23 protein-coding genes are annotated in these 25,137 nt (G+C 69.0%); 8 read left to right on the top strand and 15 right to left on the bottom strand.

Annotation, left to right across the window (positions count from 1 at the left end; all coding sequences use genetic code 11):
* Positions 1–1,023 carry a LacI family DNA-binding transcriptional regulator gene (locus tag ACN22W_RS19755; protein WP_419689086.1) on the top strand — a complete coding sequence of 341 codons (1,023 nt, stop codon included), beginning with the start codon at positions 1–3 and terminating at the stop codon, positions 1,021–1,023.
* Positions 1,024–1,055: 32 nt separating this feature from the next.
* On the opposite strand, the gene ACN22W_RS19750 is transcribed toward ACN22W_RS19755, so the two are convergent.
* From ACN22W_RS19750 to ACN22W_RS19695, 12 genes are all read right to left on the bottom strand, one after another.
* Positions 1,056–1,916 carry a carbohydrate ABC transporter permease gene (locus tag ACN22W_RS19750; RefSeq protein ID WP_419689085.1) on the bottom strand — a complete coding sequence of 287 codons (861 nt, stop codon included), beginning with the start codon at positions 1,914–1,916 and terminating at the stop codon, positions 1,056–1,058.
* Complete coding sequence (locus ACN22W_RS19745; RefSeq protein WP_419689084.1) at positions 1,913–2,782, bottom strand: carbohydrate ABC transporter permease; 870 nt, start codon at positions 2,780–2,782, stop codon at positions 1,913–1,915. Before ACN22W_RS19745 ends, ACN22W_RS19750 begins: the two co-directional genes overlap by 4 nt.
* Before the next feature lie 34 nt (positions 2,783–2,816).
* Positions 2,817–4,055 carry an ABC transporter substrate-binding protein gene (locus ACN22W_RS19740; protein ID WP_129515318.1) on the bottom strand — a complete coding sequence of 413 codons (1,239 nt, stop codon included), beginning with the start codon at positions 4,053–4,055 and terminating at the stop codon, positions 2,817–2,819.
* 229 nt (positions 4,056–4,284) lie between these two features.
* Entirely contained in the window at positions 4,285–5,493 is a 1,209-nt protein-coding gene (locus tag ACN22W_RS19735; RefSeq protein ID WP_343493911.1) for a porin, read from the bottom strand.
* A 166-nt stretch (positions 5,494–5,659) separates the two neighbouring features.
* Positions 5,660–6,598 carry a helix-turn-helix domain-containing protein gene (locus tag ACN22W_RS19730; RefSeq protein WP_129515320.1) on the bottom strand — a complete coding sequence of 313 codons (939 nt, stop codon included), beginning with the start codon at positions 6,596–6,598 and terminating at the stop codon, positions 5,660–5,662.
* Between the two features lie 68 nt (positions 6,599–6,666).
* Positions 6,667–7,254, bottom strand: a complete 588-nt coding sequence (locus ACN22W_RS19725) for a DUF3156 family protein (protein WP_419689083.1) — start codon at positions 7,252–7,254, stop codon at positions 6,667–6,669.
* The gene (locus ACN22W_RS19720; protein ID WP_129515322.1) at positions 7,251–8,753 is read right to left on the bottom strand and encodes an APC family permease; all 1,503 of its coding nucleotides are present in this window, start codon (positions 8,751–8,753) and stop codon (positions 7,251–7,253) included. The genes ACN22W_RS19725 and ACN22W_RS19720 overlap by 4 nt, the downstream gene beginning before the upstream one ends.
* A gap of 181 nt (positions 8,754–8,934) precedes the next feature.
* On the bottom strand, positions 8,935–10,275 hold the full coding sequence (locus ACN22W_RS19715; RefSeq protein ID WP_193100157.1) for an aspartate aminotransferase family protein: 1,341 nt from the start codon (positions 10,273–10,275) through the stop codon (positions 8,935–8,937).
* Between the two features lie 63 nt (positions 10,276–10,338).
* A complete protein-coding gene (locus ACN22W_RS19710; protein ID WP_419689082.1) occupies positions 10,339–11,841 on the bottom strand; it encodes an aldehyde dehydrogenase family protein in 1,503 nt (500 codons plus the stop codon).
* Between the two features lie 224 nt (positions 11,842–12,065).
* Positions 12,066–12,737 carry a hypothetical protein gene (locus ACN22W_RS19705; RefSeq protein ID WP_419689081.1) on the bottom strand — a complete coding sequence of 224 codons (672 nt, stop codon included), beginning with the start codon at positions 12,735–12,737 and terminating at the stop codon, positions 12,066–12,068.
* 50 nt (positions 12,738–12,787) lie between these two features.
* On the bottom strand, positions 12,788–13,528 hold the full coding sequence (locus ACN22W_RS19700) for a response regulator transcription factor (RefSeq protein ID WP_419689080.1): 741 nt from the start codon (positions 13,526–13,528) through the stop codon (positions 12,788–12,790).
* Between the two features lie 154 nt (positions 13,529–13,682).
* Positions 13,683–14,564 (bottom strand): neutral zinc metallopeptidase, encoded by an 882-nt coding sequence (locus tag ACN22W_RS19695; protein ID WP_419689079.1) that lies wholly within the window; start codon positions 14,562–14,564, stop codon positions 13,683–13,685.
* A 403-nt stretch (positions 14,565–14,967) separates the two neighbouring features.
* Between ACN22W_RS19695 and ACN22W_RS19690 the strand changes: the two genes are divergently transcribed.
* The 5 genes from ACN22W_RS19690 (at position 14,968) to ACN22W_RS19670 (ending at position 19,865) form a co-directional block, all read left to right on the top strand.
* Positions 14,968–15,759, top strand: a complete 792-nt coding sequence (locus tag ACN22W_RS19690; RefSeq protein WP_419689078.1) for an SDR family NAD(P)-dependent oxidoreductase — start codon at positions 14,968–14,970, stop codon at positions 15,757–15,759.
* A 100-nt stretch (positions 15,760–15,859) separates the two neighbouring features.
* Positions 15,860–16,903: a LysR family transcriptional regulator gene (locus ACN22W_RS19685; protein WP_419689077.1), complete on the top strand. Its 1,044-nt coding sequence runs from the start codon at positions 15,860–15,862 to the stop codon at positions 16,901–16,903.
* Positions 16,904–17,004: 101 nt separating this feature from the next.
* Positions 17,005–17,694 carry a hypothetical protein gene (locus ACN22W_RS19680; RefSeq protein WP_419689076.1) on the top strand — a complete coding sequence of 230 codons (690 nt, stop codon included), beginning with the start codon at positions 17,005–17,007 and terminating at the stop codon, positions 17,692–17,694.
* Between the two features lie 100 nt (positions 17,695–17,794).
* Positions 17,795–19,114 (top strand): MFS transporter, encoded by a 1,320-nt coding sequence (locus ACN22W_RS19675; RefSeq protein WP_419689075.1) that lies wholly within the window; start codon positions 17,795–17,797, stop codon positions 19,112–19,114.
* A 49-nt stretch (positions 19,115–19,163) separates the two neighbouring features.
* Positions 19,164–19,865 carry a DUF2848 domain-containing protein gene (locus tag ACN22W_RS19670; protein WP_419689074.1) on the top strand — a complete coding sequence of 234 codons (702 nt, stop codon included), beginning with the start codon at positions 19,164–19,166 and terminating at the stop codon, positions 19,863–19,865.
* A gap of 349 nt (positions 19,866–20,214) precedes the next feature.
* On the opposite strand, the gene ACN22W_RS19665 is transcribed toward ACN22W_RS19670, so the two are convergent.
* Positions 20,215–21,195 (bottom strand): NAD-dependent epimerase/dehydratase family protein, encoded by a 981-nt coding sequence (locus ACN22W_RS19665; RefSeq protein WP_419689073.1) that lies wholly within the window; start codon positions 21,193–21,195, stop codon positions 20,215–20,217.
* A 98-nt stretch (positions 21,196–21,293) separates the two neighbouring features.
* Here ACN22W_RS19665 and ACN22W_RS19660 point away from each other — a divergent pair, with 98 nt between their 5' ends.
* Positions 21,294–22,196: a LysR family transcriptional regulator gene (locus ACN22W_RS19660; protein WP_419689072.1), complete on the top strand. Its 903-nt coding sequence runs from the start codon at positions 21,294–21,296 to the stop codon at positions 22,194–22,196.
* A gap of 37 nt (positions 22,197–22,233) precedes the next feature.
* Here ACN22W_RS19660 and ACN22W_RS19655 read toward each other — a convergent pair whose 3' ends face one another.
* Both ACN22W_RS19655 and ACN22W_RS19650 read right to left on the bottom strand, forming a co-directional pair.
* The gene (locus ACN22W_RS19655) at positions 22,234–22,554 is read right to left on the bottom strand and encodes a DUF7660 family protein (protein WP_419689071.1); all 321 of its coding nucleotides are present in this window, start codon (positions 22,552–22,554) and stop codon (positions 22,234–22,236) included.
* A 60-nt stretch (positions 22,555–22,614) separates the two neighbouring features.
* The gene (locus ACN22W_RS19650) at positions 22,615–23,487 is read right to left on the bottom strand and encodes a LysR family transcriptional regulator (RefSeq protein ID WP_193100146.1); all 873 of its coding nucleotides are present in this window, start codon (positions 23,485–23,487) and stop codon (positions 22,615–22,617) included.
* Positions 23,488–23,632: 145 nt separating this feature from the next.
* Here ACN22W_RS19650 and ACN22W_RS19645 point away from each other — a divergent pair, with 145 nt between their 5' ends.
* Complete coding sequence (locus ACN22W_RS19645; protein ID WP_419689070.1) at positions 23,633–25,093, top strand: MFS transporter; 1,461 nt, start codon at positions 23,633–23,635, stop codon at positions 25,091–25,093.
* Positions 25,094–25,137: the final 44 nt, after the last annotated feature.

The raw sequence follows: 25,137 nt of genomic DNA, 5'->3' as shown, positions 1-25,137 counted from the left end.
ATGAATGACAAGGAAAGAAAACCGTGGGTGACGGCGTCGGATGTCGCGGCGCGTGCCGGTGTATCGCGTTCCGCGGTGTCGCGTGCATTCTCGCCGACGGCAAGCATCGCGCCGCAAACGCGCGAGCGCGTGATGGTCGCCGCGCGTGCGCTGGGCTATCAGGTCAACCTGATCGCGCGCGACATGATCACGCAGCGCAGCAGCATGATCGGCGTCGTGACGGCCGGTTTCGAGAACCCGTTCCGCGCGCGGCTGCTGTCGGACCTGATGGCCGCGCTCGGACAGCGCGGGCTCACGCCGCTCGTGACCAATGCGGAAGATCCGCGCCAGGTCCGGCAATCGCTCGAACAGCTGCTCAGCTACCGGATCGCGGGCCTCGTGATGACATCCGCGTCGCCGCCGCTGTCGGTGGCGCAACAGTATCTCGAACACCGGATCCCAGTCGTGATGATCAACCGCGAGGCGAACCTGCCGGGCGCGGATGTCGTCGTCAGCGACAACGCGGCGGGCGCCGTCCATGCGGCGCAGCAGCTCGTGCGGGCCGGCGCGCGCCGGCTCGCGTTCGTCGGGCCGCGCGGCGCGAGCTATAGCGCGCAGTCGCGCGCCGCGGCGTTCGAGCACGCGATCGGGCGCGGCGACGCGTTCGACGCGACGCTTGCGCGGGTACTCGACACACCGTCCGACACGCACGCAAGCGGGATCGACGCCGCGCGGCAGTTGTTCGCGGCCGGCGAGCGACCTGACGGCGTGTTCTGTTCGTCCGACCTGCTCGCGCTCGGCGTGATCGACGTCGCGCGCAGCGAATTCGGGTTGCGCGTGCCGGACGACCTGCGCGTGATCGGCTTCGACGACATCCCGGCCGCCGAATATGATGCGTATCGGCTGACGACGCTCCGGCAGGACACGCGCGGCCTCGCACACGCGGCGATCGACCTGCTTGCCGACCGGATGCAGACGTTCGACGGCCCGTCGCGCACACGCATCGTGCCGGTGACGCAGGTGGTGCGGCATAGCTGCGCGTAACAACGTGAGATGGGGCGCGGCATCGCCGCGCGTCACTTCAACCCGCCCGCGAATCCGCGCAACAGGTAGCGCTGCACATAACCGGCCACGGCCAGCGTGGGCAGCGATGCCATCAGGCCCGCGCTCATCAGGTCGCCCCAGTCGATGCCGTTCTCCGTCACGTAGCCGGCGATCGCGAGCGGCAGCGTGAAGCGGCTCGGCGTCGACACGAACAGCAGCGCGATCAGGAATTCGTTCCACGCGGCGATGAACACGAAGATCGCGGTCGCGATCAGCCCCGGCGCGCACAGCGGCAGCACGATCTGCACGAGCCGCCGCGCGAGCCCCGCACCGTCGATGCACGCCGCCTCTTCATACTCGACGGGCACGTCGCGCACGAACGCAAGCAGCATCCAGATCGCCATCGGCAACGCGTAGATCTGATACGCAAGCATCAGACCGAGCGTCGAATCGAGCAGGTGCAAGCGCTTCGCGAGCGCGAACAGCGGCACCGCGATCGTGATCGGCGGCATCAGCTTCAACGCGAGCACGAGCACCAGGAACAGCAGGTCGAGCCGCGCCGGAAACCGCAGCCGCACGAGCGCATATGCGGCCGGAAACGCGAGCGCCAGCGCCAGCAGCGTCGTGCCGAACCCGACCAGCAGCGAATTGAAAAGCGGTGCGCCGATGCCGTTGGACCACACCGACGCGAAATGCTCGAAGGTCGGCGCGGCCGGCCAGATCCGCAACGGATGATCGAGGCGCTCGAGCGTCGGCATGAACGCCGCACCGGCCATCCACAGGCACGGCAGCAGCAACAGCGCGAGCGCTGCAACACGCAGCGCCCACGGCATCGCGCGACCGAATGCGGCGCCCGTTCGCGCGCGAGTGATGCCCGCGGATTGCGCCGTCATGCGCGCCGCTTGCGAACCGTCTGCCATACATACCCCGAGACCAGCAGCGCGGACGCCGCAAGCATCAGCACCGACGCGGCACTCGCCGGCCCGACGTTGAAGAAGCGGAAGCCCGTGTCGTAGATATAGGTCGACAGCGTCTGCGTGGCGTTGCCGGGGCCACCGCCCGTCAGCGCATAGACCTTGTCGAACAGCTTGAACGTGTCGATCGAGCGCAGCAGCAGCGCGAGGCCGATCTGCGGTGCCGCGAGCGGCAGCGTGATGTCGCGCAGGCACTGCCACTCGCTCGCGCCGTCGGTGCGCGCGGCTTCGTACAGCTCCTGTGGAATCGACTGGAGCCCGGCCAGCACGATCAGGAACGCCATCGGCGTCCACTGCCACACGTCGACGAGCGCGAGCGACCACAGCGCGAGATGCGGATCGGACAGCCAGCGCACGCCTTCGACGCCGAACGTCGCGAGCAGCGCGTTCAGGAAACCGTCGAAGTTGAGCCAGTTGCGCCAGATCGCCGAGCACACGAGCGTGGACAGCATCATCGGCAGGATCGCGAGCGGCAATGCGATGCGTCGCCCCGGAAACGCGCGCACGAACAGCAGCGCGAGCCCGAAGCCGAGCGCGACCTCGGCGAGCGAGGCCACGATCGTGAAGCGCAGCGTGTTGCCGAAGCCGGCCGTGAACGCGTCGTCGCCGAGCACCGCGCGATAGTTCGCGAGCCCCGCGAACGCACGGCGGCCAGCCGCATAGTCGACCTGGCAGAACGAATCGATCAGTACCTGCGCGACCGGATACAGCGCGAGCGCGGCGAGCACCAGCAGCGCGGGCCCGAGCAGCGCGACGAACGGCAGACTGCGGCCGAGGGCTTTCATGCTCGGTGTCCGGGCGGCGAGTCGAGGCGGGCCGTCACTTGCCGGCCGTGGCCATCGCCTGCGCGATCTTCTGCTGCGCCTGGCGCAGCGCGGCATCGGGTGCCGACTGCCCGGTCAGCGCGAGCTGCAGCTGGTCGCCGAGAATGCTCTCGACCTGCTGCCAGTCCTTCACGCGCGGCCGCGCCCGGCCGGCCTCGAGCGCCTTCAGCTGATCCGGATACCAGCGGTACTGGCGCACCAGCGCCGGATCGGTGAACACGCTGCGGCGGGTCGGCGGAATGCCGATGCCGGCGAGGCGCGTCTGCGTGTCGCGGTTGGTCAGGTACGCCAGGAAGTCCTGCGCGAGCTTCGCGTGCGGCGCGTCCTTCGGAATGCCCATCTGCCAGATGCCGAGCATCGGCGCCGGCCCTGCGGTCTGCCCGGGCGGCGGTTGCAGCGCGATCTGCCCGACCACGCGCGACTGCTTCGGATCGTCGAGCGCCGGCACCCACGCAGGCCACACTTCGATCGACTGCGCGGCCGTGCCGCGTTGCAGCGCATCGCGCACTTCCGCCGCGCCGTACACGTCGACGTCCTTCGGCGCGGACGCCTTCAGCGCGAGAAAGGTCTTCAGCGCGGCCTGCGCCTCGCGCGAATCGATCGTCACGTTGCCGGCATGGTCGAACACGTCGCCGCCGTAGGCCCACAGGATCGGCAGGAAGCCCGTCACGACCGGGTTGCCCTTGGTGCCGCGAAACACCACGCCCGACACGCTCTTGTCCGCGCCGCCGACGGTCTGTGCGATCTTCAGCACGTCGTCCCAGTTGCGCGGCGGCTGCAGCTTGTACTTCGCGAGCAGGTCCTTGCGGTACGCGAACATCTCGACGTTGCCGACGATCGGCAGCGCGTACAGCGCACCGGCCGCGTTGCGGCCGAGCGCGACGGCGGACGGCACGAGGTCGGCGTCCGCGAGCGACGCGGGCAGCGGCTTCAGCCAGCCGTTGCCGATGAATTCGGGCGCCCAGGTGTCGTCCATCATCACGAGGTCGTACGCGCCGGTGCCTTCGCGCATCGACAGCTTGAGCTTCTGGTACAGGTTCGCGTTCGGCAGCTTGAGCAGCTCGATCTCGGTGCCCGGGTGCAGTTTGTTGAAGCCGGCGACGGCGTCGGCCAGCCCCTTGCCGTAAATGTCGTCGCGGCCCGCGATGACGAGATCCGCGGCAACGGCGTGCGTGGCGGCGAAGGACAGCGCAAGGGCGGCGGACAGCGCGCGCAGGCGGCTCAGCAAGGTCATGGGGTCTCTCTCGTTCGGCGTGGTGGCGGGACGGCCAGGCGTTGCACACGTGTGCAACACGAGTGGCGCTGCTGGCCGCCTGAAGCGAACGCCATTGTTCACGCCGATCGTTAAGAATTTATGGCACACGGCGGAACAGGCGGCCGCCGTGCCCGGCCGCCCCGCCCGCCCGGCTGCCCCGGCCCCGCCTTCCCGGCCGGACCTTCCCGGCCAGACCTTCCCGGCCAGATCAGAAGTTCACGCGGATCCCGGCCATCACCGCCAGCTGCCGGCTCGAGTTGCTGTTCGCGAGCACCGGGATCTGCGCGTAATTCACCGCGTTGCCGTTCGCGTCGGTGCCGAGCCCCGTCCCGCTCGCGATCTGGCCGATCGCGACCGCATACAGCGCCGTGCGCTTCGACAGGCTGTAGTTCGTGCCGACGTTCACCTGGTGGAAACGCGTCGTGCCGCGCCCGTCCGTATGGGCGGCGTTGAAGATGTACGCGACGCCGCCCTGCAGCGCGGGCGTGAACATGTACGTGACGTTCAGCTCGCCGATGTCGAACGTGAACGCCTGCGTGCGCGGCTGCGCCGTGGTCGAGAAGTAGCGGCTGTCGCCGAGGCGCGTATGCGTGTAGGTGAGCGCGACCGTCGCCGCGCCGAGCGTCAGCGAGCCGCCCGCGCCGAACGCGCGCATCGAGCCGGCGTCCTGCAGCAGGCAGTACATCGCGCCCGGGTTGCTGCACGCGAAATCGCCGATATAGCCGCTCGCGCCGCCGAGTGCCGCGTCGAGCGGCTGGTGCAGGTCGAGATAACCGACCGAGAACGCCACCGGCGCGCGCGTGTACGTCGCGGCCACCGAATAACCGCGCTTCGCGGAAAAGTCGCCGGCCTGCCCGCCGAAGCTGAACGTGCCGCCGACCGTGAGGCCGTTGAAATCGGCGCTCGTGAACTTCACCGCGTTGTTGAAGTTGAACGCGGCATTCAGGTTGTCGACGTCGCCGAGATGCGAGCCATACGGCGTCGCCCAGTTGTTGCTCGACACATACGCGCCGAGCATGTCCGTGTACGAATCGTATTGGCGGCCGAGGCCGAGCGTGCCGATCGTGTCCTTGCGCAGCCCGACCCACGCCTGCCGGCTGAACGCGGTGCCGCCCTGCAGCGCCTGCCCGTTCGCGGACAGGAACTGCTGCTCGAGGTTGAACACCGCGTCGAGCCCGCCGCCGAGCGGCTCGGCACCCTGGAACCCGAAGCGGGACGGCACGAGGTTGCCGCCGCCCATCTGCCACGCATGGCCGCCGCCCGTGCTGCCGTCGGCGCGCGTGAACTGCTGGTTCGTCGAATAGATGATGCCGGTGTCCACCGTGCCGTACAGCGTCACGCTGCCCGAAGTCTGCGCGTGTGCGTGCATGCAACCCAGCGTGGCCGCGGCTGCGGCCAGTCGTCGTCCGATCTTCATGTCCCGCCCTTTGTGATGATCGATTCGCAGTGCAAACCGATGGTGTTGTCGATATGGGTGACAGGACTCTATCCAGCGAAAATTCAGGACCTCTATCGCAAATCGGCAAACGGTGGAATGTGCGGCGTGCGACGCGGCCCGACGGCTGCGTCGCGGGGCGCGTGCGTCATGCGGGACGTGTCGTCTGGGAAGGCAGCTCGCCGAACAGGTCGCGATACTCGCGCGCGAAATAACCGAGATGCGTGAACCCCCAGCTCGCGGCGGCCTCGCCGACACCGAGCTGCTGCACGGAGGTCGTGCGCAGCATGCGCCGCACCGCGTTCAGCCGGATCGTGCGCAGATAACCGACGGGCGTGACGTCGGCGACACGCTGGAAGCTCGTTTGCAGCGTGCGGCGGCTGCAGCGCAGCGCGCGGCACAGTTCGAGCACGGTGACGGGTTCCTCGGGCCGGTCGCGCAGATGCTTCTCGCAGCGGCTCACGATGTCGCTGTAAGTGGCGTGCGTGATGTCGCGGCGCTCGACGCCGATGCCCTGTTCGAGCGCATCGAGAAACATGCCGAGCATCGCGTCGCGGAACATCTTGCGGGTGGCCGCGTACTCGAGGTGACCGGGGTTGCGCTGCGCATCGTCGATCAGCGACGACAACCGCACGCCGAGCGCGACGCCCTGCGCATCGGACAGCCGCGTCACGTGCCGCAGCTTGCGCGCGCCGGCCGCGCCGAATTCGGCCTCGCACAGCTCGTCGACCATGTCGGAGGCCGCGCTGATCCCGACGAGCCCCATCCCTTCCGGCGTGTGGAATTCGAAATCCTCGCCGGCGCGCAGCGCGAGCAGCGCATAACCGTCGACCGGCTGGCCCTGGAAGGTGCCGGCGAGCGGCACGGACAGCGGCACCGCGAGCGACGTGCGCCCGGCCGGCGCGAGCCCGGTTTGCGCGACGCGCCGGTTGGTCGTTTCGCGGAAGAAGTGGAAATCGTCGTACAGCACCTGCGTGACCGTGCCCTTGAAGCGGCCCGGCGTCATCTGGCGGTAGACCTGATGCCAGCCCGCGATCGCGAGCCCGTGATCGTGCACGTCTTCGTGTGAGCGAGACTGGAACAACATCGGCGCCTCCGGTGAAACCCTGATTCCTGGATGCGGCCGTGGCGTTCGCCCGGCCGCAACGCCACAGCTTACCCGCGCAAAAACCTGTGCAGTGCGGTTTCGAACGCAAGACAGGCCGCCGACAGCGCGGCGGCCTGCTCGCCGGTCAGGCGGACATAACGGCGAAACGACGGCATCCGGTTCACGATCTCGCTGCCGCCGAACGGCACGATCGCAAGCGTCCACCGACCGTCGCGCGCGTCGATCGCGCAGTCGGTCAGGTGCAACGGCCGCAGCGCGTCGGCCAGCGACGGCTCGGCAACCAGCGCCGCCACCGTGTCGACGAATCCGGGGTCGCATCCGGGCACGAGCACCGCGTCGATGCCGGTGCGGCGCAGCCAGCCGGTCTGCCGTATGCGGGCGCGGCCCTGCACTGCCGGGCCGCAGACGGTCGCCGCCACCTTCACGCTGACCGTATGCATCAGGAACTGGCGCTCGACGCGCTCCTCGACGCTCACGCGCACGCCGTTCGGCAGCCGCGCCGCCGGACTGCCGGCACCGTCGGCGTCGCGCGCGGCATGCAGGTCGGCGAGCACGCGCGCGGCGATCGCGCCGGGCCGATGGCCGAGTGGCAGCTCATCGGGCGCCGCGCGCCACCGGGCGAGCGCGGCCTTCACGACGCGACGTGCTCGTTGCGCAGCACTTCCTCGACCGGCACCGGCTTGAACGGATGCCGGCGCTGCACGACCAGCGTCCAGAACAGCGCGTACAGCGCGGTGAGCCCGAGCATCGCGCCGAACGGCACGTAGATGTCGCGCGCGTTCATGCCGGGCGGCGTGATGTACCAGATCGCGAGCACGATGCCGACGCTCGACACGATCTGCGGCAGCGGGAACAGCGGCGAACGGTACGGGCGCGGCAGGTCCGGGCGGCGGATGCGCAGCATCACGACCGACGCGGTGACGAGCAGGTATGCGGTACCCCACGCGCAGGTCGCGGCGAGCACGAGGTGCAGGATGCTGTCGAGATTGCCGTTGATCAGCCACGCGTGAACGATCGGCACGACGGCCGCCGCGACGATGCCGACCACGGGCGTCTTGAAGCGCGGATGCAGGTACGCGAAGCAGCGCGGCAGCGCGCCGTCGATCGCCATCCCGTACAGGATGCGCGGCAGCCCGGCCATCAGCGTGTTGATCGTGGCGGCGCCCGCGAACAGGAACGCGACGCCGAACCAGATACGGCCGAACGGGCCGAGCACCTGCAGCGCGAACGCGGGAATCGCACCCGGCGTGTCGAGCAGGTGCGTGAGTCCGTCGGGGCTCACGGGCACGTTCGCGACCTGGCGACGGATCGCCGCGCCGTACAGGAACATGCAGATCGCGACGCCGACGAGGCCGATCGTCATCGCGCGCGGAATCGTGCGGCCCGGCGCCTTCATTTCCGGCGCGAGCGGCGTGACGAACTCGCAACCGACGAACATGAACATCGCCATCCCGACCAGCGACAGCACGGCCGGCACCGACGTGCCGACTTCCGAGCCGCCGAACCAGCCGTCGAGGTGCACGGCCGGCGCGGCCACGAGCCCGAGGATCCCGAAGATCATCAGCGACAGCCACATGCCGGCCGTCAGCACGATCTCGAGCTTGCTGAACACCTTGATGCCGATGATGTTGGTGATCGCGAACGTGATCACGAGGCCGACGCCGACGAGCCACGAGCTGTTGTGCTTCTCGAATGCCGCGTTCAGCGATTCGAAATTGACGAGCGCCATGATGCCGCTCAGGATCGTTTCCGCCGTGCCGGCGAACACGTGCACGAGGAAATACGCGGAGATCGTGCCGGTGATGGCCCAGAAGCGGCCCAGCCCGCACGACAGGTAATCGTAAACCGAGCCGGCCGTTGGCAGCATCGCGGCGGCTTCGGAGAACGTGGTCGCCTGCGCCTGCATCATCACGAACGCGATGATCATCGCGACCGCGAACGCCCAGCCGCCCATCCCGAAGCCCGACGTCGCGGTGAGGATCACCGGACTTGCCATGATGAGGCCGACGGCGCTCGCCAGCGCGGTCGGAAAACCGACCGCGCCCGCCTTCAGCGCCGTACCGCCGCCTGCTTCGGCCGGCGAGCCGGCGGGCGTGCCGCCCGCGGCGCCGGTAACTCCTGACCATCCCGACATCTTTGTCTCCTTCCTTTGTTGACCCGAACCCGCGCTGCGCGCCCGGGCTTCCTGTCGATCAAAACGCGATCCGATGTCGAAAAAATACGCAGGCAAAATAATCCGGTCATAGCGCAAATCGGCAAACCCGCGACGGCGGCCACGCCGCCCGCCACAGGCCTGCCGTCACGCGGTCGCGTCGTCAGGCAAACGGCACGGCCTCGAAGCCCGCCGCGAGCGCATCGACGATCCGGTCGAGCTGCTCGCGCTGGATCACGAGCGGCGGCGACAGGATGATCTTCGTGCCGACCGGGCGCACCATCACGCCGTTCTCGCGCGCGACTTCCGCCACCGCGTTCGCATAACCGGACAGCGGGTCGATCGGCTCGCGCGTCGCCTTGTTCGCGACGAGGTCGAGCGCGAGCATCAGCCCCTTGCCGCGCACTTCGCCGACCGCCGCGAAGCGTTCCACGAACGGTTGCAGCGCTTCGAGCAGATACGCGCCCTGCTTCGCCGCATTCGCCGGCAGGTCTTCCTTCACGACGATGTCGAGGCTCGCGATCGCGGCCGCGCACGCGACCGGGTGGCCCGCATACGTGTAGCCGTGCATGATCGCGCCGCCGAAGTCCGCATTCTCGGCGAACGCGTCCTCGATCCGCGCGTTCACGACCGTCGCGCCGAGCGGCACGTAGCCCGACGAGATCCCCTTCGCGAGACACATGATGTCGGGGCGCACGCCCCAGCCGCGGCTGCCGAACATACTGCCGCTGCGGCCGAAGCCCGTCACGACTTCGTCGGCGATCAGCAGCACGCCGTAGCGGTCGCACACCTCGCGCACCAGCGGCCAGTAGTTGGCCGGCGGCACGATCACGCCGCCCGCGCCCTGGATCGGCTCCGCGATGAACGCGGCGACCGTATCGGGGCTCTGGAACAGGATCTCGCGCTCGAGCATTTCCGCGCAGATCCGGCCGAGTTCCTCCGGATCCTGCGTGAACGGGTTGCGATACAGCCACGGCGTCTCGACGTGGAAGCAGCCGGGCAGGTTCGGCTCGTAGTTGCGGCGGAACACCGTGTTGCCGTTCACCGACGCGCCGCCGAAGTGCGTGCCGTGATAACCCTGCTTCAGCGAGATGAACTTCGTGCGATCGGCCTGGCCGCGCACTTTCCAGTACTGGCGCGCGATCTTCAGCGCGGTCTCGATCGAATCGGAGCCGCCCGAGCTGTACAGCACGCGGCGCATCCCTTCCGGTTCGAGCAGGTCGATCACTTTCTTCGACAACTCTTCGGCACGCGGATGCGAAATGCCGTCGAACAGCTGGAAGTATTCGAGCTCGTCGAGCTGGCGCACGATCGCGTCCTTCACTTCCTGGCGGTTGTGGCCGACGTTCACGTTCCACAGGCCCGCGACGCCGTCGACGAGCTTGCGGCCCTCTTCGTCGAACACATAGCAGCCGTCGCCGCGCACGATGCGGATCGGCTTGCGCTGCTTCATTTCGTTCGGGTGCACCATCGGATGCCAGAATTTCGCTTCGTTGTAGCTCATTGCAGTCTCCACTGTCGGATCGTTTGAACGTGGGTCGTTCGGGTTCGAGGTTCGCGCCGCGCGTCAGTGCGCGATGCAGACGGATTTGGTTTCGGTGAAGCCTTCGATCGCGTACTGGCCGAATTCGCGGCCGATGCCCGATTGCTTGTAGCCGCCGAACGGCATCGACGGGTCGAGCGGGATATGGCAGTTCACCCACACGGTGCCGGCCTCGATCTGCGGCACCAGGTTCATCACGCGCTTCAGGTCGTTGCTCCAGATGCTCGCGGCGAGGCCGTACGGCGACGCGTTCGCGAGGCGCACCGCGTCGGCCGCATCGTCGAACGGCACGACGACGATCACCGGGCCGAACACCTCGTCGCGCACGATCGCGCTGTCCGGGTGCGGATCGGCGATCACGGCCGGCTTCACGAAATAGCCGGGCAGGTCGTCGGCCGGCGTGCCGCCCGCGAGGAACGTGAGGCCCGCGCGGCGCGCGCCTTCGATGTGCTGAATAACCTTGTCGCGATGGTGCGCGGACACGAGCGGGTTGATCTGCGCGGTCGTGTCGAGGCCCGCGCCGAGTTTCATCGACTGCGCGACGCCCGCGAGGCCGTCCGCGAGCTGTGCGTACTTGCTGCGGTGCACATAGATGCGCGACGCGGCCGCGCACACCTGCCCCTGGTTGAAGAACGCGCCGGCGGCGACACCGTCGAGCGCCTGCGCGACGTCGATGTCGTCGAGCATCACGATCGGGTTCTTGCCGCCGAGCTCCAGCGAGAAGCGCGTCATGTTCTGCACGGCCGCCGCGCCGACCAGCTTGCCGGTCGCGGTCGAGCCCGTGAACGAGATCTTCGCGATCGACAGGTGGCTCGCGAGCGCGGCGCCGCACGTGCGGCCGCCGGTGACGACGTTGAACACGCCGGGCGGCACGCCGGCTTCGCGCGCGAGTTCGGCGAGGCGCAGCGCGGTGAGCGGCGTTTCCGGCGACGGCTTCAGCACGATCGTGCAGCCGGCCGCGAGCGCGGGGATCAGCTTCCACACCGCGATCATCAGCGGGAAATTCCACGGCACGATCGCGGCGACCACACCGACGGGCTCCTTGCGCGTATAGGCCGTATAACGTGCGCCGGGCGGGAACGGGATCGACACGTCGAGCGTCTGGCCGGTGATCTTGGTCGCCCAGCCTGCCATGTAGCGCACGTATTCGACGCTCGCGCCGACCTCGATCGCACGCGACACGTGGATCGACTTGCCCTGGTTCAGCGTTTCGAGCTGCGCGAGCGTTTCGGCGTCGGCTTCGATCAGGTCGGCGAGTTTCAGCAGGATGCGTTCGCGGTCGGCCGGGCGCAGCCCGCTCCACACGCGGGCGTCGAACGCGCGCTTCGCGCTGGCGACCGCGCGGTCGACGTCGTGCTCGTCGGCGTCCGCGACCGTCGCAAGCCGCTCGCCCGTCGCGGGGTCGTACACGTCGAGTCGCGCGGCCGCGTGCGCGGGCTGCATGTCACCGTCGATGAAGAGGCCGAAGTCGCGCGCAACGAAGGTGCGCACGGTGTCGCTGACGGCGACGAAGTTCGTGTTGCTCATGGGCGTCTCGATGATTGTCGTGGCTAGGCCGCGTGTGCGTGGGCACGCGGGCGTCGTTCCACTGTATCGACGAGGGATCGCGCTCGGTGAGCGCAAATTGGCAGCGCGTGGGGGGAACGCGTCGGTGGGCACCGGGGACGGCAGGCAGACGCGCAGCGCCCGCCGAACGGGGATGAACGCCCCGTCGGCGTATTCAGTCAGCCGGCATCCGTATCAACTGGCGGTCAGCCGCTGACGTCCATGCAGCTCGCGGGCCCGACCAGTTCGTTTGCCGTGGCGCGGCCCGATGTGAACAGGCAGAAGCTGGCGCCGAGGTCGCTTTCGAATTCCATCAGGAAGTCCGGCCGGCCGTCGCGATCGAGATCGCCCGCCCAGATCAGCGACGCGCTGAACGGCGGCGAGCTGCCGCCGAAGTCATGCAGGACTGACCGCTTGCCGCCGCCTTCGGCAATCACCGAACCGGATGCGGTGTAGCGCAGATCGTACCGGTGGCCGTGAAAACCGAAACGCAGCGGTTTGGCGCCGGGCTCGATTGCCCTGCCGTCCTTCGGGAAAGTCAGGTTCGCCGCATCGACCTTGCCGGGCCTGAGCGACTTGCAACGAAACAGCGCCACGGCTTTTTTCAGGTCGGACTTGATGTCGACGATATCGCCTTCCGGCTGCACCGGTTCGAACCGGACGCGTGCCGGCGCGAGCTTCCAGTGGTTCCCGTCGGGTACCAGTCCCAGCCACCCGGCGCCTGAATGGTCGCCGGCTTCGCCGACGTCCTCCGGGGCAATCCGGGTCGGTTGCAGCACGAGACACGTGTCGGGTTCGCCCTCGTGTGCGAAGGCTGGGGTGGAGGCACCCAGCGAGACGAGCAGCACGACCAGCAGCGCTTTGGCTTGGGTTTTCATGAATCGGCGATCGCGATGGTTCGAAGTCCGGACCGCAATTATCCGATGAATTACAGGAACAACGCCCCGACCAGCTCGGTGCGGTTCGACACGCCGAGCTTGCGATACATGCGCATCAGGTGCGTCTTGATGGTCGGTTGGCCAAGCGCGAGATCGCGCGCGATCTCCTTGTTCGAACGGCCGTCGCGCACGAGGCGCGCGATCTGCTCCTCGCGGTAGGTCAGCCGCTCTTCGCAGCCGATCCGGTGGATTCCGCGGCGCGCGCGCAGCAGCGGGCTCAGCGCGGCTTCGGCGACCGGCTGCAGCCGCGCGAGCGCGTCGACCTCGCCGGGCGCGAACCGCCCTGCCGTGCTGTTCCCGGCCCCGCCACCGCCCGCTTCGCCCGTGCCGAAGCGCAGCAGCGAGAATGCGCCGACCGTTCGGCCCGCGTCGCGCAGCCAGATCTCGACGACGTCGGCCACGTCGTGCCGCCGCAGGAAACGAGTCCAGTACGCGGACGCCTCGCGTCTTTCGTCAGGCAATTGGGAAGCGAGCGTGACGACCGCGCATTCCCCTGCCGCGCAGCGCGACGGATGCAGCGGATCGAGCATCCGGTAGCGCGCGACATAGGTGCGATGCATCGATTCCGGCATCCCGAACAGCTCGAAATCGGCCGGTTCGCCGCTCTGGTCGAGCCGGTAGAACACGATCGCGGACGGGCTCGCGAACGCGTCGAACGCGTCCACGCACGCACGCAACGCGCTTTGCCAGTCGGCGGCGCCCTGGTCGGCGGGAACGGAGGGGGTCGGCATGGTGGAATCGGCTGGCGGGCGAACGCATCGAAGTTCGGGCCAGCCTACCGGCGCCGAAAAGCGCCGGTGAGCACAAATCGGCAAATCGTCCCGGTGGGGTCGGTGTGGCGGGTAAACCGGGACGACACGGGCGCGACGGTGCGCGCCCGCCCTGTCAGCGCGCGTTCGCCGCGAACGTGTCGCAGGCGCTGATCTCGCCCGACTCCATCCCGCGCCGCAGCCAGTACACGCGCTGGTCGCTGGTGCCGTGCGTGAAGCTTTCCGGCACGACGTAACCCTGCCCTTGCTGCTGCAGGCGATCGTCGCCGATCGCGGCCGCCGCCTTCAGCCCCTGCTCGAAATCGCCGGGTTCCATCAGCCGCTGGTTCGCGCGCTGCGCGTTGTTCGCCCACACGCCGGCGAAGCAGTCGGCCTGCAGTTCCATCCGCACCGACAACGCGTTCGAGTGCGACTGGCTCGAACGCCGGCGCGCGGCATCGACCTTGTCGGAAATGCCGAGCAGGTTCTGCACGTGATGGCCGACTTCGTGCGCGATCACGTAAGCCTGCGCGAAATCGCCGCCGGCGCCGAAACGCTTGCGCAGCTCGTCGTAGAAGCCGAGATCGATATACACCTTGCGGTCGGCCGGACAATAGAACGGCCCCATCGCCGTCTGACCGGTGCCGCAGGCGGTCGGCGTCGAGTTCGTGAACATCACGAGCTTCGGCGGCTCGTACTGCGCATGCAGCTGGGTGTTGAACACACCCGTCCACGTGCGCTCGATATTGCCGAGCACCTTGCGCGTGAACACCGCGCCCGGATCGCTCGACGGTGCGCCCTGGCGCTGCGTCGGCGCGGGCTGCGCCTGCTGCTGGTGGCCCTGCAGCGCCGATGCGCCTTCGAGCACCACGCGCGGGTCGATCCCGAAGAAATACGATGCGGCCAGCGCGACCACGATCGTGCCGATGCCGATCGTCGCGCCGCGCCCGCCGCCGAAACCGCCGGCACCGCGGCGATCCTCGACGTTCATGCTTTCTCTTTCGTCGTCCAGCCTCATGACCGGCCCTCCCTGTTCTTGTCGATGGTCCGATCGCGCCAGCGCGCAACCGGGCGATCCGCCGTGGCCACACGATCCACCGGCAGGCGCGATGTCTGCGCATCGGGCGCATGCTCGCGCCGATCTCGCCGGCCTGCCGCTCCGCTCGCACGACGGAATCGGCCGGCCGACGCGCCGCGCGTCGATGCGCGGGCACGCCCGCGCTATTGTGCCGGGCTTTCGTGACTTATCCCAAAAATGTGGAGGATAGAGCGATTCGGTGCCGGACATCGTCAGCCTTTGCAAAATGGGCCGCGACCGCTCCGGCCAGCCGGACGCCGTCCGCGTTCATCCTTTCGGCTGATACCGGCACTCGCCGGCGCCGCCTAAAGTGACCGGCAACGCCACCTTTCCGGAGAACGACATGACGCACCCGCAACCCCGCACGATCGCGATCACCGGCGCGGGCACCGGCATCGGCGCCGCGTGCGCGCGCCACTTCGCCAGCCGTGGCGACCGCGTCGTGCTGATCGGGCGCCGCCAGGCGCCGCTCGCCGCGCTGGCCGCCGAGACAGGCGGCCTCGCGCTCGCCGGCGACGCCGCGAGCACGGCCGACTGGGCGGGCTTCCTGCCGCGGATCGCCGAGCGTTTCGGCCGCGTCGACGCGCTCGTCGCGTGCGCGGGCGGTCACGGCGTCGGCCGCGCGGACGAAACCGACGACGCGCAGTGGCGCAACGCGATGCATGCGAACCTCGACACCGCGTTCGTCAGCGCGCGCGCATGCCTGCCCGACCTGATCGCGCAGCGCGGCAGCATCGTGCTGGTCGCATCGATCGCCGCGCTCGCGGCCGGGCCCGGCGTCTGCGGCTACACGGTCGGCAAGCACGCGCTGCTCGGGCTCGCACGGTCGCTCGCACGCGACTACGGGCCGCACGGCGTGCGGGCGAACGCCGTCTGCCCGGGCTGGGTCCGCACGCCGATGGCCGACGCGGAAATGGAACCGCTGATGGCCGCGCACGGCGACACGCTCGACGGCGCGTATGCACGCGTCAGCGCCGACGTGCCGCTGCGGCGCGCGGCCGATCCGGACGAAATCGCGGCCGTCTGCGCGTTCCTCGCGTCGCCCGACGCGTCGTTCGTGACCGGCGCGACGCTCGTCGCCGATGGCGGCGCGATGGTCGTCGACGTGCCGACGCTCGCGTTCGACACGCTTTGATGCCGCCGGAACGCGCGGCTCACGCCTTCGCTGCCGCCGAAATCCATTAACATCGACCCGATCCGCCGCTTGCGCGGCACCGCCTCACATTCGGGACGCGATGAACATCCGGTTTCTTGAAACCTTCGTCTGGCTCGCGAAGCTGGAAAACTTCCGGCTCACGGCCGAAAAACTGCATACGACGCAGGCCGCTGTGTCGAGCCGCATCGCATCGCTCGAGGAAGCGTTCGACGTGCGCCTGTTCGACCGCAACACGCGCTCGGCCACGCTCACGCCGGCAGGCCGGCGCATGCTGGCCTACGCGGAGCGGATCGTGCGGCTCGACGGCGAAATGCGCCGCGATATCGATGCCGCGAGCGACGCGGGCCTGATCCGGATCGGCGTGATCGAATCGATCGTGCACAGCTGGTTTCCAGCGCTGATGGCGCAAATGCGCGAACGCTATCCGCGCCTCGACGTCGAGATCACGAGCGACACGACGCTGCACCTGATCCGACTGCTCAGCACCGACGGCGTCGACCTGATCCTGCAGACCGACCCGGTGCCGGGCCCCGACTTCACGAACCTGCCGCTGTGCGAATTCCCGGTGCACTGGGCGGCGAGCCCGCGCCTCGGGCTCGGCGGCCAGCCGCTCGACGTCGCACGCCTGGCTGAATATCCGATCATCAGCTTCTCGCGCCACTCGGGGCCGCACGCGACGATCGAGCGGCTGTTCGCGGCCGTCGAGCGACCGGCCAGCATCAACTGCATCACGTCGGTTGCGGCAATGATCCGGCTCGTCGCCGACGGCTTCGGCGTGGCCGCGCTGCCGCCCGCGATCATCGGGCGCGAGCTGCACGAAGGTGCGCTCGAACTGCTCGACGTCGAGCCCGAATTCCCCGCGCTGCCGCTCGTCGCGACCTACCGCTCGCAGGGCCTGCCCGTCGCCGCACGCATCGCGGAACTCGCGAGCGAAGTCGCGCGCGCAACGTCGGCCGCCGCGAACCTGGCGAAACCGGCCGCACCTGCCAGGCCCGATGGCGTCGACGCATCGCCCGCCCGTACGGCGGCAAAAACACCGACGAAAGCCAAAGCGAAACGCACGACGAAAGCCGCGCCGCCCGCCGCCGCCCCTGCCGCGAAACGCCGCCCGCGCCGCTCATAAGAAAACCTGTTCACCGCGAATTTGTTTTCTTGTTGGACGGGCGCGGCCCGTCTTCGGGAAACTGCGGTTCCTGACACACCCCCGTCACGAGGAACCCCGCGATGACCCGCCTTTCCCTTCCGCACGGCCAGCTTTGCGTCTGGACGGATATCGACCCCGCGCACGAAGCCGACTTCAACGCGTGGTACGACCGCGAGCACATGCAGGAACGTGTCGCGATTCCCGGCTTCACGCACGCCCGGCGCTTTCGCGCGACCGATCGCGGCCCGCGCCAGTACCTCGCGCTGTACGTGACGGACGTACTCGACGTGTTCCGTAGCGACGCATACCGGCGCGCGTTCACGCAGCAGACCGCGTGGTCGCTCGCGAACTTCGAACGCATGACGGGCACGCAACGACGCGTCGGTGAACTGACGATCGAAGCCGGCGACGGTGAAGGCGCGCATCTCGCGCTGTTCGTGCTGCCGCCGGATCGCATCGACGTGCCGCAGCTGCGCGAACGCTTCGACGCCGCGCTGAACGAGCCGGGCATCCACGCCGCGCGGCTATTCTGCACCGCGCCGGAGCTGTCCGCGCCGATCGGCGCCGATGCGGCCGCCCGCCCGGCCGCCGATGCGCTCGTGCTGATCGAAGGCAGCGACGCGGCCACGACGCGCCGCGTAGCCGCCGCGCTCGCCGGACACGACGACGTGCGCACCTTCGACCTGCTGTGGCGCGCCGCCGCGCCACTGCCGGTGGCGCACCGCGGCAGCGAAGCCGAGCCGGCCACCGCCGCCGCACTGCCTGCCTGAACGCACGAACGCACGAACGCAAACGCCGACATCGGCCGCGCCGCATTCGCCATGCGGCCGACGCGTCGGCCCCGCGCTTCATCCCGCCATCCGTCACGACATGCCCGAACCCATGAGCACTCTCGCCCAGCCCGCCGCCCACGCGCCCCGCCGCGTCCGCAACAGCCGACTCGCGACCGCGAGCATGATCGGCACGTCGCTCGAGTGGTACGACTTCACGATCTACAACACGCTCGCCGCGCTCGTCTTCAACCACCTGTTCTTCCCGTCGGTCGATCCGCTGGCCGGCACGATCCTCGCGTTCTCGACCTATGCGGTCGGCTACGTGTCGCGCCCGCTCGGCGGCTTCGTGTTCGGCAATCTCGGCGACCGCATCGGCCGCCGCGCGGTGCTGATGTTCACGCTCGTGCTGATGGGCGTGACGACCGCGTTGATGGGTGCGCTGCCGACCTATGCGCAGGCCGGCATCCTCAGCCCGATCCTGCTCGTCGCGCTGCGCTTCGTGCAGGGCGTCGCGCTCGGCGGCGAATGGGCCGGCGCGGTGCTGCTGTCGGTCGAGCACGGCGACCAGAAACGGCGCGGGCTGTCCGCGTCGTGGACGCAGATCGGCCCGTCGTTCGGCACGCTGCTCGGCACCGGCTGCATCGCGCTCGTGACGCTGTCGACCACGTCCGAGAACTTCCTGTCGTGGGGCTGGCGCGTGCCGTTCGCGGCCAGCGCGCTGCTCGTCGTGTTCGGCTTCTGGCTGCGTCGAGGCGTCGACGAAACGCCGCAGTTCGAGCAGCTCGCCGAATCGCACGCAACCGCCGAAGTGCCCGTCGCCGACGTGCTGAAGTTCCACTGGCGACGCCTGCTGATCGCGGGCGGCTCGCGGATCGGCTCGGACGTGCTGTACGCGCTGATCGTCGTGTTCACGCTGACCTACGTGACGACCGTACTGCACCTGTCGCGCCCCGTCGCGCTGACGGCCGTGATGATCGGCACGGCCTGCAACGCGCTCGCGGTGCCGTTCTTCGGTGCGCTGTCGGACCGTTTCGGCCGCCGCCCCGTGTATCTCGCCGGCGCGATCGCCGGCATCGTCTGGGCGTTCGCATTCTTCGCACTGCTCGATTCGGCGCGGCCTGTCGCGATCGTCGCGGCCGTCACGATCGGCCTCGTGATCCATGCGGTGATGTACGGCCCGCAGGGTGCGTTCGTCACCGAGCAGTTTCCGACGCGGGTGCGTTATGCGGGGTCGTCGCTGGCCTATACGCTCGCCGGCATCGTCGGCGGCGGCTTCGCACCGCTCGTGATCGCCACGCTGTTCCGGCAGACGGGCTCGACGACGGCCGTGTCGCTGTACGTCACCGCCGCGCTCGTCGTCACGTCGATCGCGCTCCTCGTCGCACGCGAGACCGCGCACCAGCCGCTCGCGGATTGAGCGTCGCCGCATTCCAGTTCATGCCTTTGCACTTCAAACGGATACCCGCATGCAAGCCCTGTCGTTCAGTGTGATTTCCCTGCAAGACGCGCCGGCCGCCGTCGACGTCGAGATCGAGCGTGTCGTGATCGCCGGCTGGGCCGGCCGCGATCCGGAAGCGATCCGCGCGCATATCGACGAACTCGCGGCGCTCGGCGTCGCGCCGCCTTCGACCACGCCGTGCTTCTATCGCGTATCGGCCGCGCTGCTCACGCAGGCGCCGTCAATCGGCGTGCTCGGCGCACGCTCGGGCGGCGAGATTGAATGCGTGCTGGTCGACAGCCCGGTGGGCACGCTGGTCACGGTCGGCTCCGATCATACGGATCGCGAAGTCGAGGCGTACGGCGTGGCCGTGTCGAAGCAAGTGTGCGCGAAGCCGCTCGGGCGCGATGCGTGGCGATATGCCGACGTCGCCGATCACTGGGATGCGATCGAGATGCGCTCGTGGCTGATTTCGCGCGACGGCGAACGGATGGCGTACCAGCACGGCGCGGTCAGCGGCCTGCTGGCGCCGGAAGCGCTGTGGCAGCGCTTCGACGACCGCCGCACGATACCCGCGCGCTGCGCGATGTACGGCGGCACCGTCGCCGTGCATGGCGCGATCGCGACGATGGGCGACGGCGCTGCGTTCGAGATGGAACTGCACGATCCGGTGCTCGGGCGCAGCCTGCGGCACCGGTATTCGGTCGAGGTGTTGCCGGTTGTGGCGTGATGGACAGCGGGAAACCGCACGGGACGCGGGCGGGCGGCTTGCAGTCGTCGCGCCTGTTCTTACCTGGACGACTCAAAGCAGTGGTAGTCCGGGAAGTTGAACTGCGAGTTGTCGCAGTACAGCACACCGGCCAGGTTGGTACATCCACTCAATGTGAACATGATTGCGCCCGCAACCGACATTTTCCATCCGGAATACCCCATCGCTCCCCCGTTTTCGCCTTATCGGTGCTGACCGACATGATGCGCATCGGACACGCGTGGGTATGTGGAGAATTGTCGTCCCGGCGTTCTTCAATTCGCGATGACGCTTTCCCGTGCCCGGGCGTAGCCGTGGCACGGGCCCTGGCTCACTTCAGACACCCCAGCCCCGCCAGCGTCGCCTCCACCGCCGTATCGAGCGGCGTCAACGGTTCACGGCCGAGCACCGCGGTCACGCGTGCGTTGTCCATCCGGAGCGGCTCGCGCCACAGGTAGCGCATCTCCAGCATCTCGCGCAGCGTCGTGACGAACGGCGCCGCGGCCCACACGACCCACCACGGGAATTTGCGCACGGCCGGCCGCATCCCGTGCCGCTGCGCGACGCGACTGATGGCTGCGGCCATCTGCGTGCCGTCCGCATCCCAATGCCCGCCGAGATGGAAGCGCGCAAACGGCTCCAGCGTGTCGCGCCGCTCGATCAGCTCGACCATCGTGCGCGCGACGTCCGGCAAGTACGACCACTGATGGCCGACACCCGGCCGCCCCGGCACGCTGATGGTCGACACGGGCCGCCCCGCCTTGATCAACCCCTGCGCGAACCAGTTGTTACCGGCCCGCACCCCGAAGAAGTCGCCCGCGCGCACGATGATCGTCCGGACGCCCTGCGCGGTCGCTTCCTGCAGCCGCCGCTCCAGTTCGACGCGGATCGCGCCCTTGCGGGTCGTCGGATGCTGCGGCGCGTCTTCGCGCAGCACCGGAAACGCGTCGGCGCCGTAGTTGTAGACCGTGCCGGGCAGTATGACGGTCGCCTGCGCCACCGTCGCCGCCGCGATCGTGTTGTCGATCATCGGCAGCACCTGGGTCGGCCAGTTCCGGTAGCCGGGCGGGTTCACCGCGTGCACGATCACGCTGCAGCCGCGCGCAGCCCGCACGACCGCCTCGCGGTCCAGCGCGTCGCCGCGCATCCACGTGATGCCATCGCGCTCCACCACCTCGGCGTCGAGCCCGCGCTTGAGCGCGCGCACCTGCCAGCCGGCATCGCGCAGCTGCCGCGCGACTTCCCCGCCAATCCCGCCGCTCGCGCCGAGCACGAGTGCCTGTCGTTGCGTCCCGCCTGCGTTCGTCGTCATAACCGCGCTCCTTGAATGAATCGTCGTGAGATGCATTCTGGCGTGCGGCCGACTAATAAGGAATTGCTTAACCTGGCAGATCAGCTATACATTTATGTATGACCATCGATCTGAACTGGGAGCGTTACCGCACCTTCCTCGCGGTGCTGACGGAAGGCTCGCTGTCGGCTGCGGCTCGCGCGCTCGGCATCACGCAGCCGACGGCCGGCCGCCACGTCGCCGCGCTCGAAGCCGCGTTCGGCCAGACGCTGTTCACGCGCTCGCCGTCGGGCCTGCTGCCGACCGAAGCGGCCCTCGCGCTGCGCGGCCATGCGGAGGCGCTGCGCAGCGCGGCAGCCGCGTTCGAGCGCGCGGCCGCGAGCCACGGCGCCGGCGTGCGCGGCATCGTGCGGATCTCGGCCAGCGACGTGATCGCCGTCGAGGTGCTGCCGCCGCTGCTCGCGCAGTTGCGGCGCGACCATCCGGGGCTCATCATCGAGCTGGTGCCGACCGACCGCATCCAGGACGTGCTGAACCGCGAGGCCGACATCGCGGTCCGGATGGCGCCACCCGCGCAGGACGCGCTCGTCGCGCGGCGCGTCGGCGACATCGAAGTCGGGCTGTTTGCGCGTGACGACTACGTGGCGCGCAATGGTGCGCCCGCGACGATCGACGAACTCGCGCATCACGCGCTGATCGGCTTCGATACGGTCACGCCGTTCATCCGCTCGGCGGGGCGCGGGATGCCGCTGTGGAAGCGCGATGCATTCGCGCTGCGCACCGACAGCAACCTCGCGCAGCTCGCGATGATCCGCGCCGGCTACGGGATCGGCTTCTGTCAGACGGGGCTCGCGAAACGCGACGCGCGGCTCGTGCGCGTGCTGCCGGACGGGCCCGTGATGAAGCTGGAAACCTGGGTCGTGATGCACGAGGACCTGCGGACCAGCCCGCGCTGTCGGGCCGTGTTCGATGCGCTGGCGGACGGGCTGCGCGCGTATGCCAACGGCGAAGCCGCCGAATAGACGGCGCGAAGCGATTGCACGAATTGCCCGGAACGCGTTACTCGTAGATTTTCCCGGCGAACAGGATGTCGGCGATACGCCGCCACGGATTGTCGGGCACGTCGTAGAAGCGCAGCCCTTCCTCCGACGCCTCGGCCCAGTCGATCATCGCCTCCAGGTACTCGCCGATCGAGCGGTTTTCCCAGCCGAGCGCCGCGCGCGCGTACGGCGACGGCGGCAGGTCGGCTTCGAGCTGCCGCTCCGTGTTCCAGTCATGGCCGAGCACGCGCAGGAAATGGATCAGCGAGCGCTCGTCGACCACGCGCTCCAGCGCGTCCTGCAGCCGTTCGGCCATCTGGCTTTTCAGTTCGTCGTTCATGCTTGTCGTCCCTTGGCGCGCCTCTCGAATACGCACCGCCGCGTGTTGCGCGGCACGGTTTTACATCAGCAGTTGCCGCGACAGCACCTCGCGCGCCTGCGTGACCGACTCGCGCTCGCCCGGCATCGGCGGCGTCAGCGAAAACACCGCGTCGGGCAGCGGCGGCAGCCGGTATTTCGCGCCGAGCCGCATCAGGCCGTCGCCGATCGCCGATGCGCACAGGCAGCCGACGCCGAGCCCCGCCGCGAGCATCGACTGCAGCCCCGCGACACCCGACGCGCTGTGCACGAGCACGTACGGCGTGTGCTGCTCGTCGAGCGAGCGCACCGCGACCTGATGCATCATGCAGTCGTCCGGCAACAGCACCAGCGGCAGCGGCTCGGGCAACTGCTCGGCGAGCGCCGGCGACGTGACCCACGACAGCGGCTCGCGCCGCAACACCCAGCGCGTATCGGCCGACGCCGGCCGGAACGGCCCGCTCGACATGTTCATCACGACACCGAGATCGATCTGCCCCCGTGCGTGCGCCGTTTCGATATCCACGCTCTTCATCGCGCTCACATGCAGGCTCAGCTGCGGATAACACTCCCGCAGCCGCGCCAGCATGCCCGCGACTTCATTCGTGCGGTAGTAATCGGTGATCGCGACGCGCAGCTCGCCCTTGATCGCCTGCCCGCGCAACTCGTCGAACGCAGCCTCGTTCAGCGCGACGATGCGCCGTGCGTGCTGCAGCAGCCGCGTGCCGGCCGGCGTCGGCTCGACGCCGCGCTTGCTGCGCACGAACAGCGGCACGCCGGCGCGCGATTCGAGCTTGCGCACCTGCTCGCTGACCGTCGACTGCGACAGGTGCAGCAGCGGCGCCGCAGCCGTCAGGCTGCCGGCGTCCGCGACCGCCGCGAAAGTACGCAACTGGTCCAGATCGAAACCGCGCATCGCCATTCTCCATCCATCGATTAACCCGATGGATGCTACCACTCTTTCCCGCTTTTCCGAATCATGAGCCGCCACCAGAATACGGGGTCAATGGCCTGCCTGCGCCACTCACGCATACGGCCCTCATTTTTCGGACCCTGCTTCCATGACCAACCCTACCCTTGCCTCCTGCGCGCCGGCCGGCGCGGCCGCCGCGGCGACACCGCGCAGCCATCACGGCTGGGCGCTCGTGGTCCTGCTGGTCGGCGCCATTCTGCCGCCGCTCGACTACTTCATCGTGAATCTCGCGCTGCCGGCCATCCGCGACGGCATCGGCGCGCGCCCGGCCGAGCTCCAGCTCGTCGTATCGGCCTATGCGTGCGCGAACGCGGTCGTGCAGATCACGGGCGGCCGCCTCGGCGACCTGTACGGCCGCAAGCGCATGTTCATGCTCGGCATGGCCGGCTTCGTGCTCGCGTCGACGCTGTGCGGGCTCGCCAACAGCGGCACCGTCCTTGTCGGCGGCCGCGTGCTGCAAGGCCTGTTCGCCGCGATCCTCGCGCCTCAGGTGCTCGCGACGATCCGCAGCGTGTTCAGCCCGCAGGAACAGGTGCGCGTGATGGGCTTCTACGGGTTCGCGTTCGGCCTCGCGGCCGTGATCGGACAGCTCGGCGGCGGCGCGCTGATCAGCCTGCATCCGTTCGGGCTCGGCTGGCGCGCGATCTTCCTCGTCAATCTGCCGATCGGCATCCTGGCGCTGATCGGCAGCTGGCGCTTCATCCCGGAAAACCGGCCGCCGGCCGGCCAGCGTATCGACGTGCCGGGCATGGTGCTGATGTCGCTGTTCCTGCTGATGCTCGTGTACCCGCTCACGCACGGCCGCGAAGCCGGCTGGCCACTGTGGATGATCGCGTGCCTCGTCGGCGCGTTGCCGATGCTCGGCGCGCTGCTGGCGGTCGAAGCACGCAGGCTCGCCGGCGGCCGCGATCCGCTGCTCGACGTGCGCCTGTTCCGCAACCCGGTCGTCGCGCTCGGGCTAATGCTCGCGTTCCTGTTTTACATGCTGAGCGCGTTCTTCCTGAGCTACGGGATCTATCTGCAGGGCTGCCTGAACTGGTCGCCGCTCGCGGCCGGGTTCGCGATCCTGCCGCTCGGGCTCGGCTTCCTCGCGAGCCCGCTGCTGATGCCGCGCCTCGTCGGCCGGTTCGGCGGGTATCGCGTGCTGACGCTCGGCTACGTGATGCTGGCGGCCGGCGTCGCGACCGCCGCCGTGCTCGCCCGCGAAAGCGCGCCGGGGCCCGGCTTCTACGCAGGCATCGCGGCGATCGGCATCGGGCAAGGGCTCGTGCTGCCGTCGGTCGTGCGGATCGTGCTCGCGGAAGTCGACGCGGCGCGCGCGGGCGTCGCATCAGGGATGGTCAGCGCAATGCTGCAGATCGGCGCGGCCGTCGGCGCCGCGACGATCGGCGGCGTGTTCTTCGCGCGGCTCGGCGTGCATCCGGCCGCGGTCGATTACGTGCAGGGGTTCAGGACGTCGATGTTCGTGCTGACGGTCGTATTGGTTGCGTGCGTCGCGCTGTCGACGGCGCTCGGACCGCTGCATCGGCGACTGCATGCGGGTGCGTGACACGGGGCGGAAATCGCACCACTAGCCAAGCCCCCAGCGTAGAA

This window comes from Burkholderia theae (genome assembly GCF_048565265.1).
Classification (GTDB): Bacteria; Pseudomonadota; Gammaproteobacteria; order Burkholderiales; family Burkholderiaceae; genus Burkholderia; species Burkholderia theae.
The sequence above is the reverse complement of the archived record's forward strand: the minus strand, read 5'-3'. Positions and strand labels throughout refer to the sequence as shown.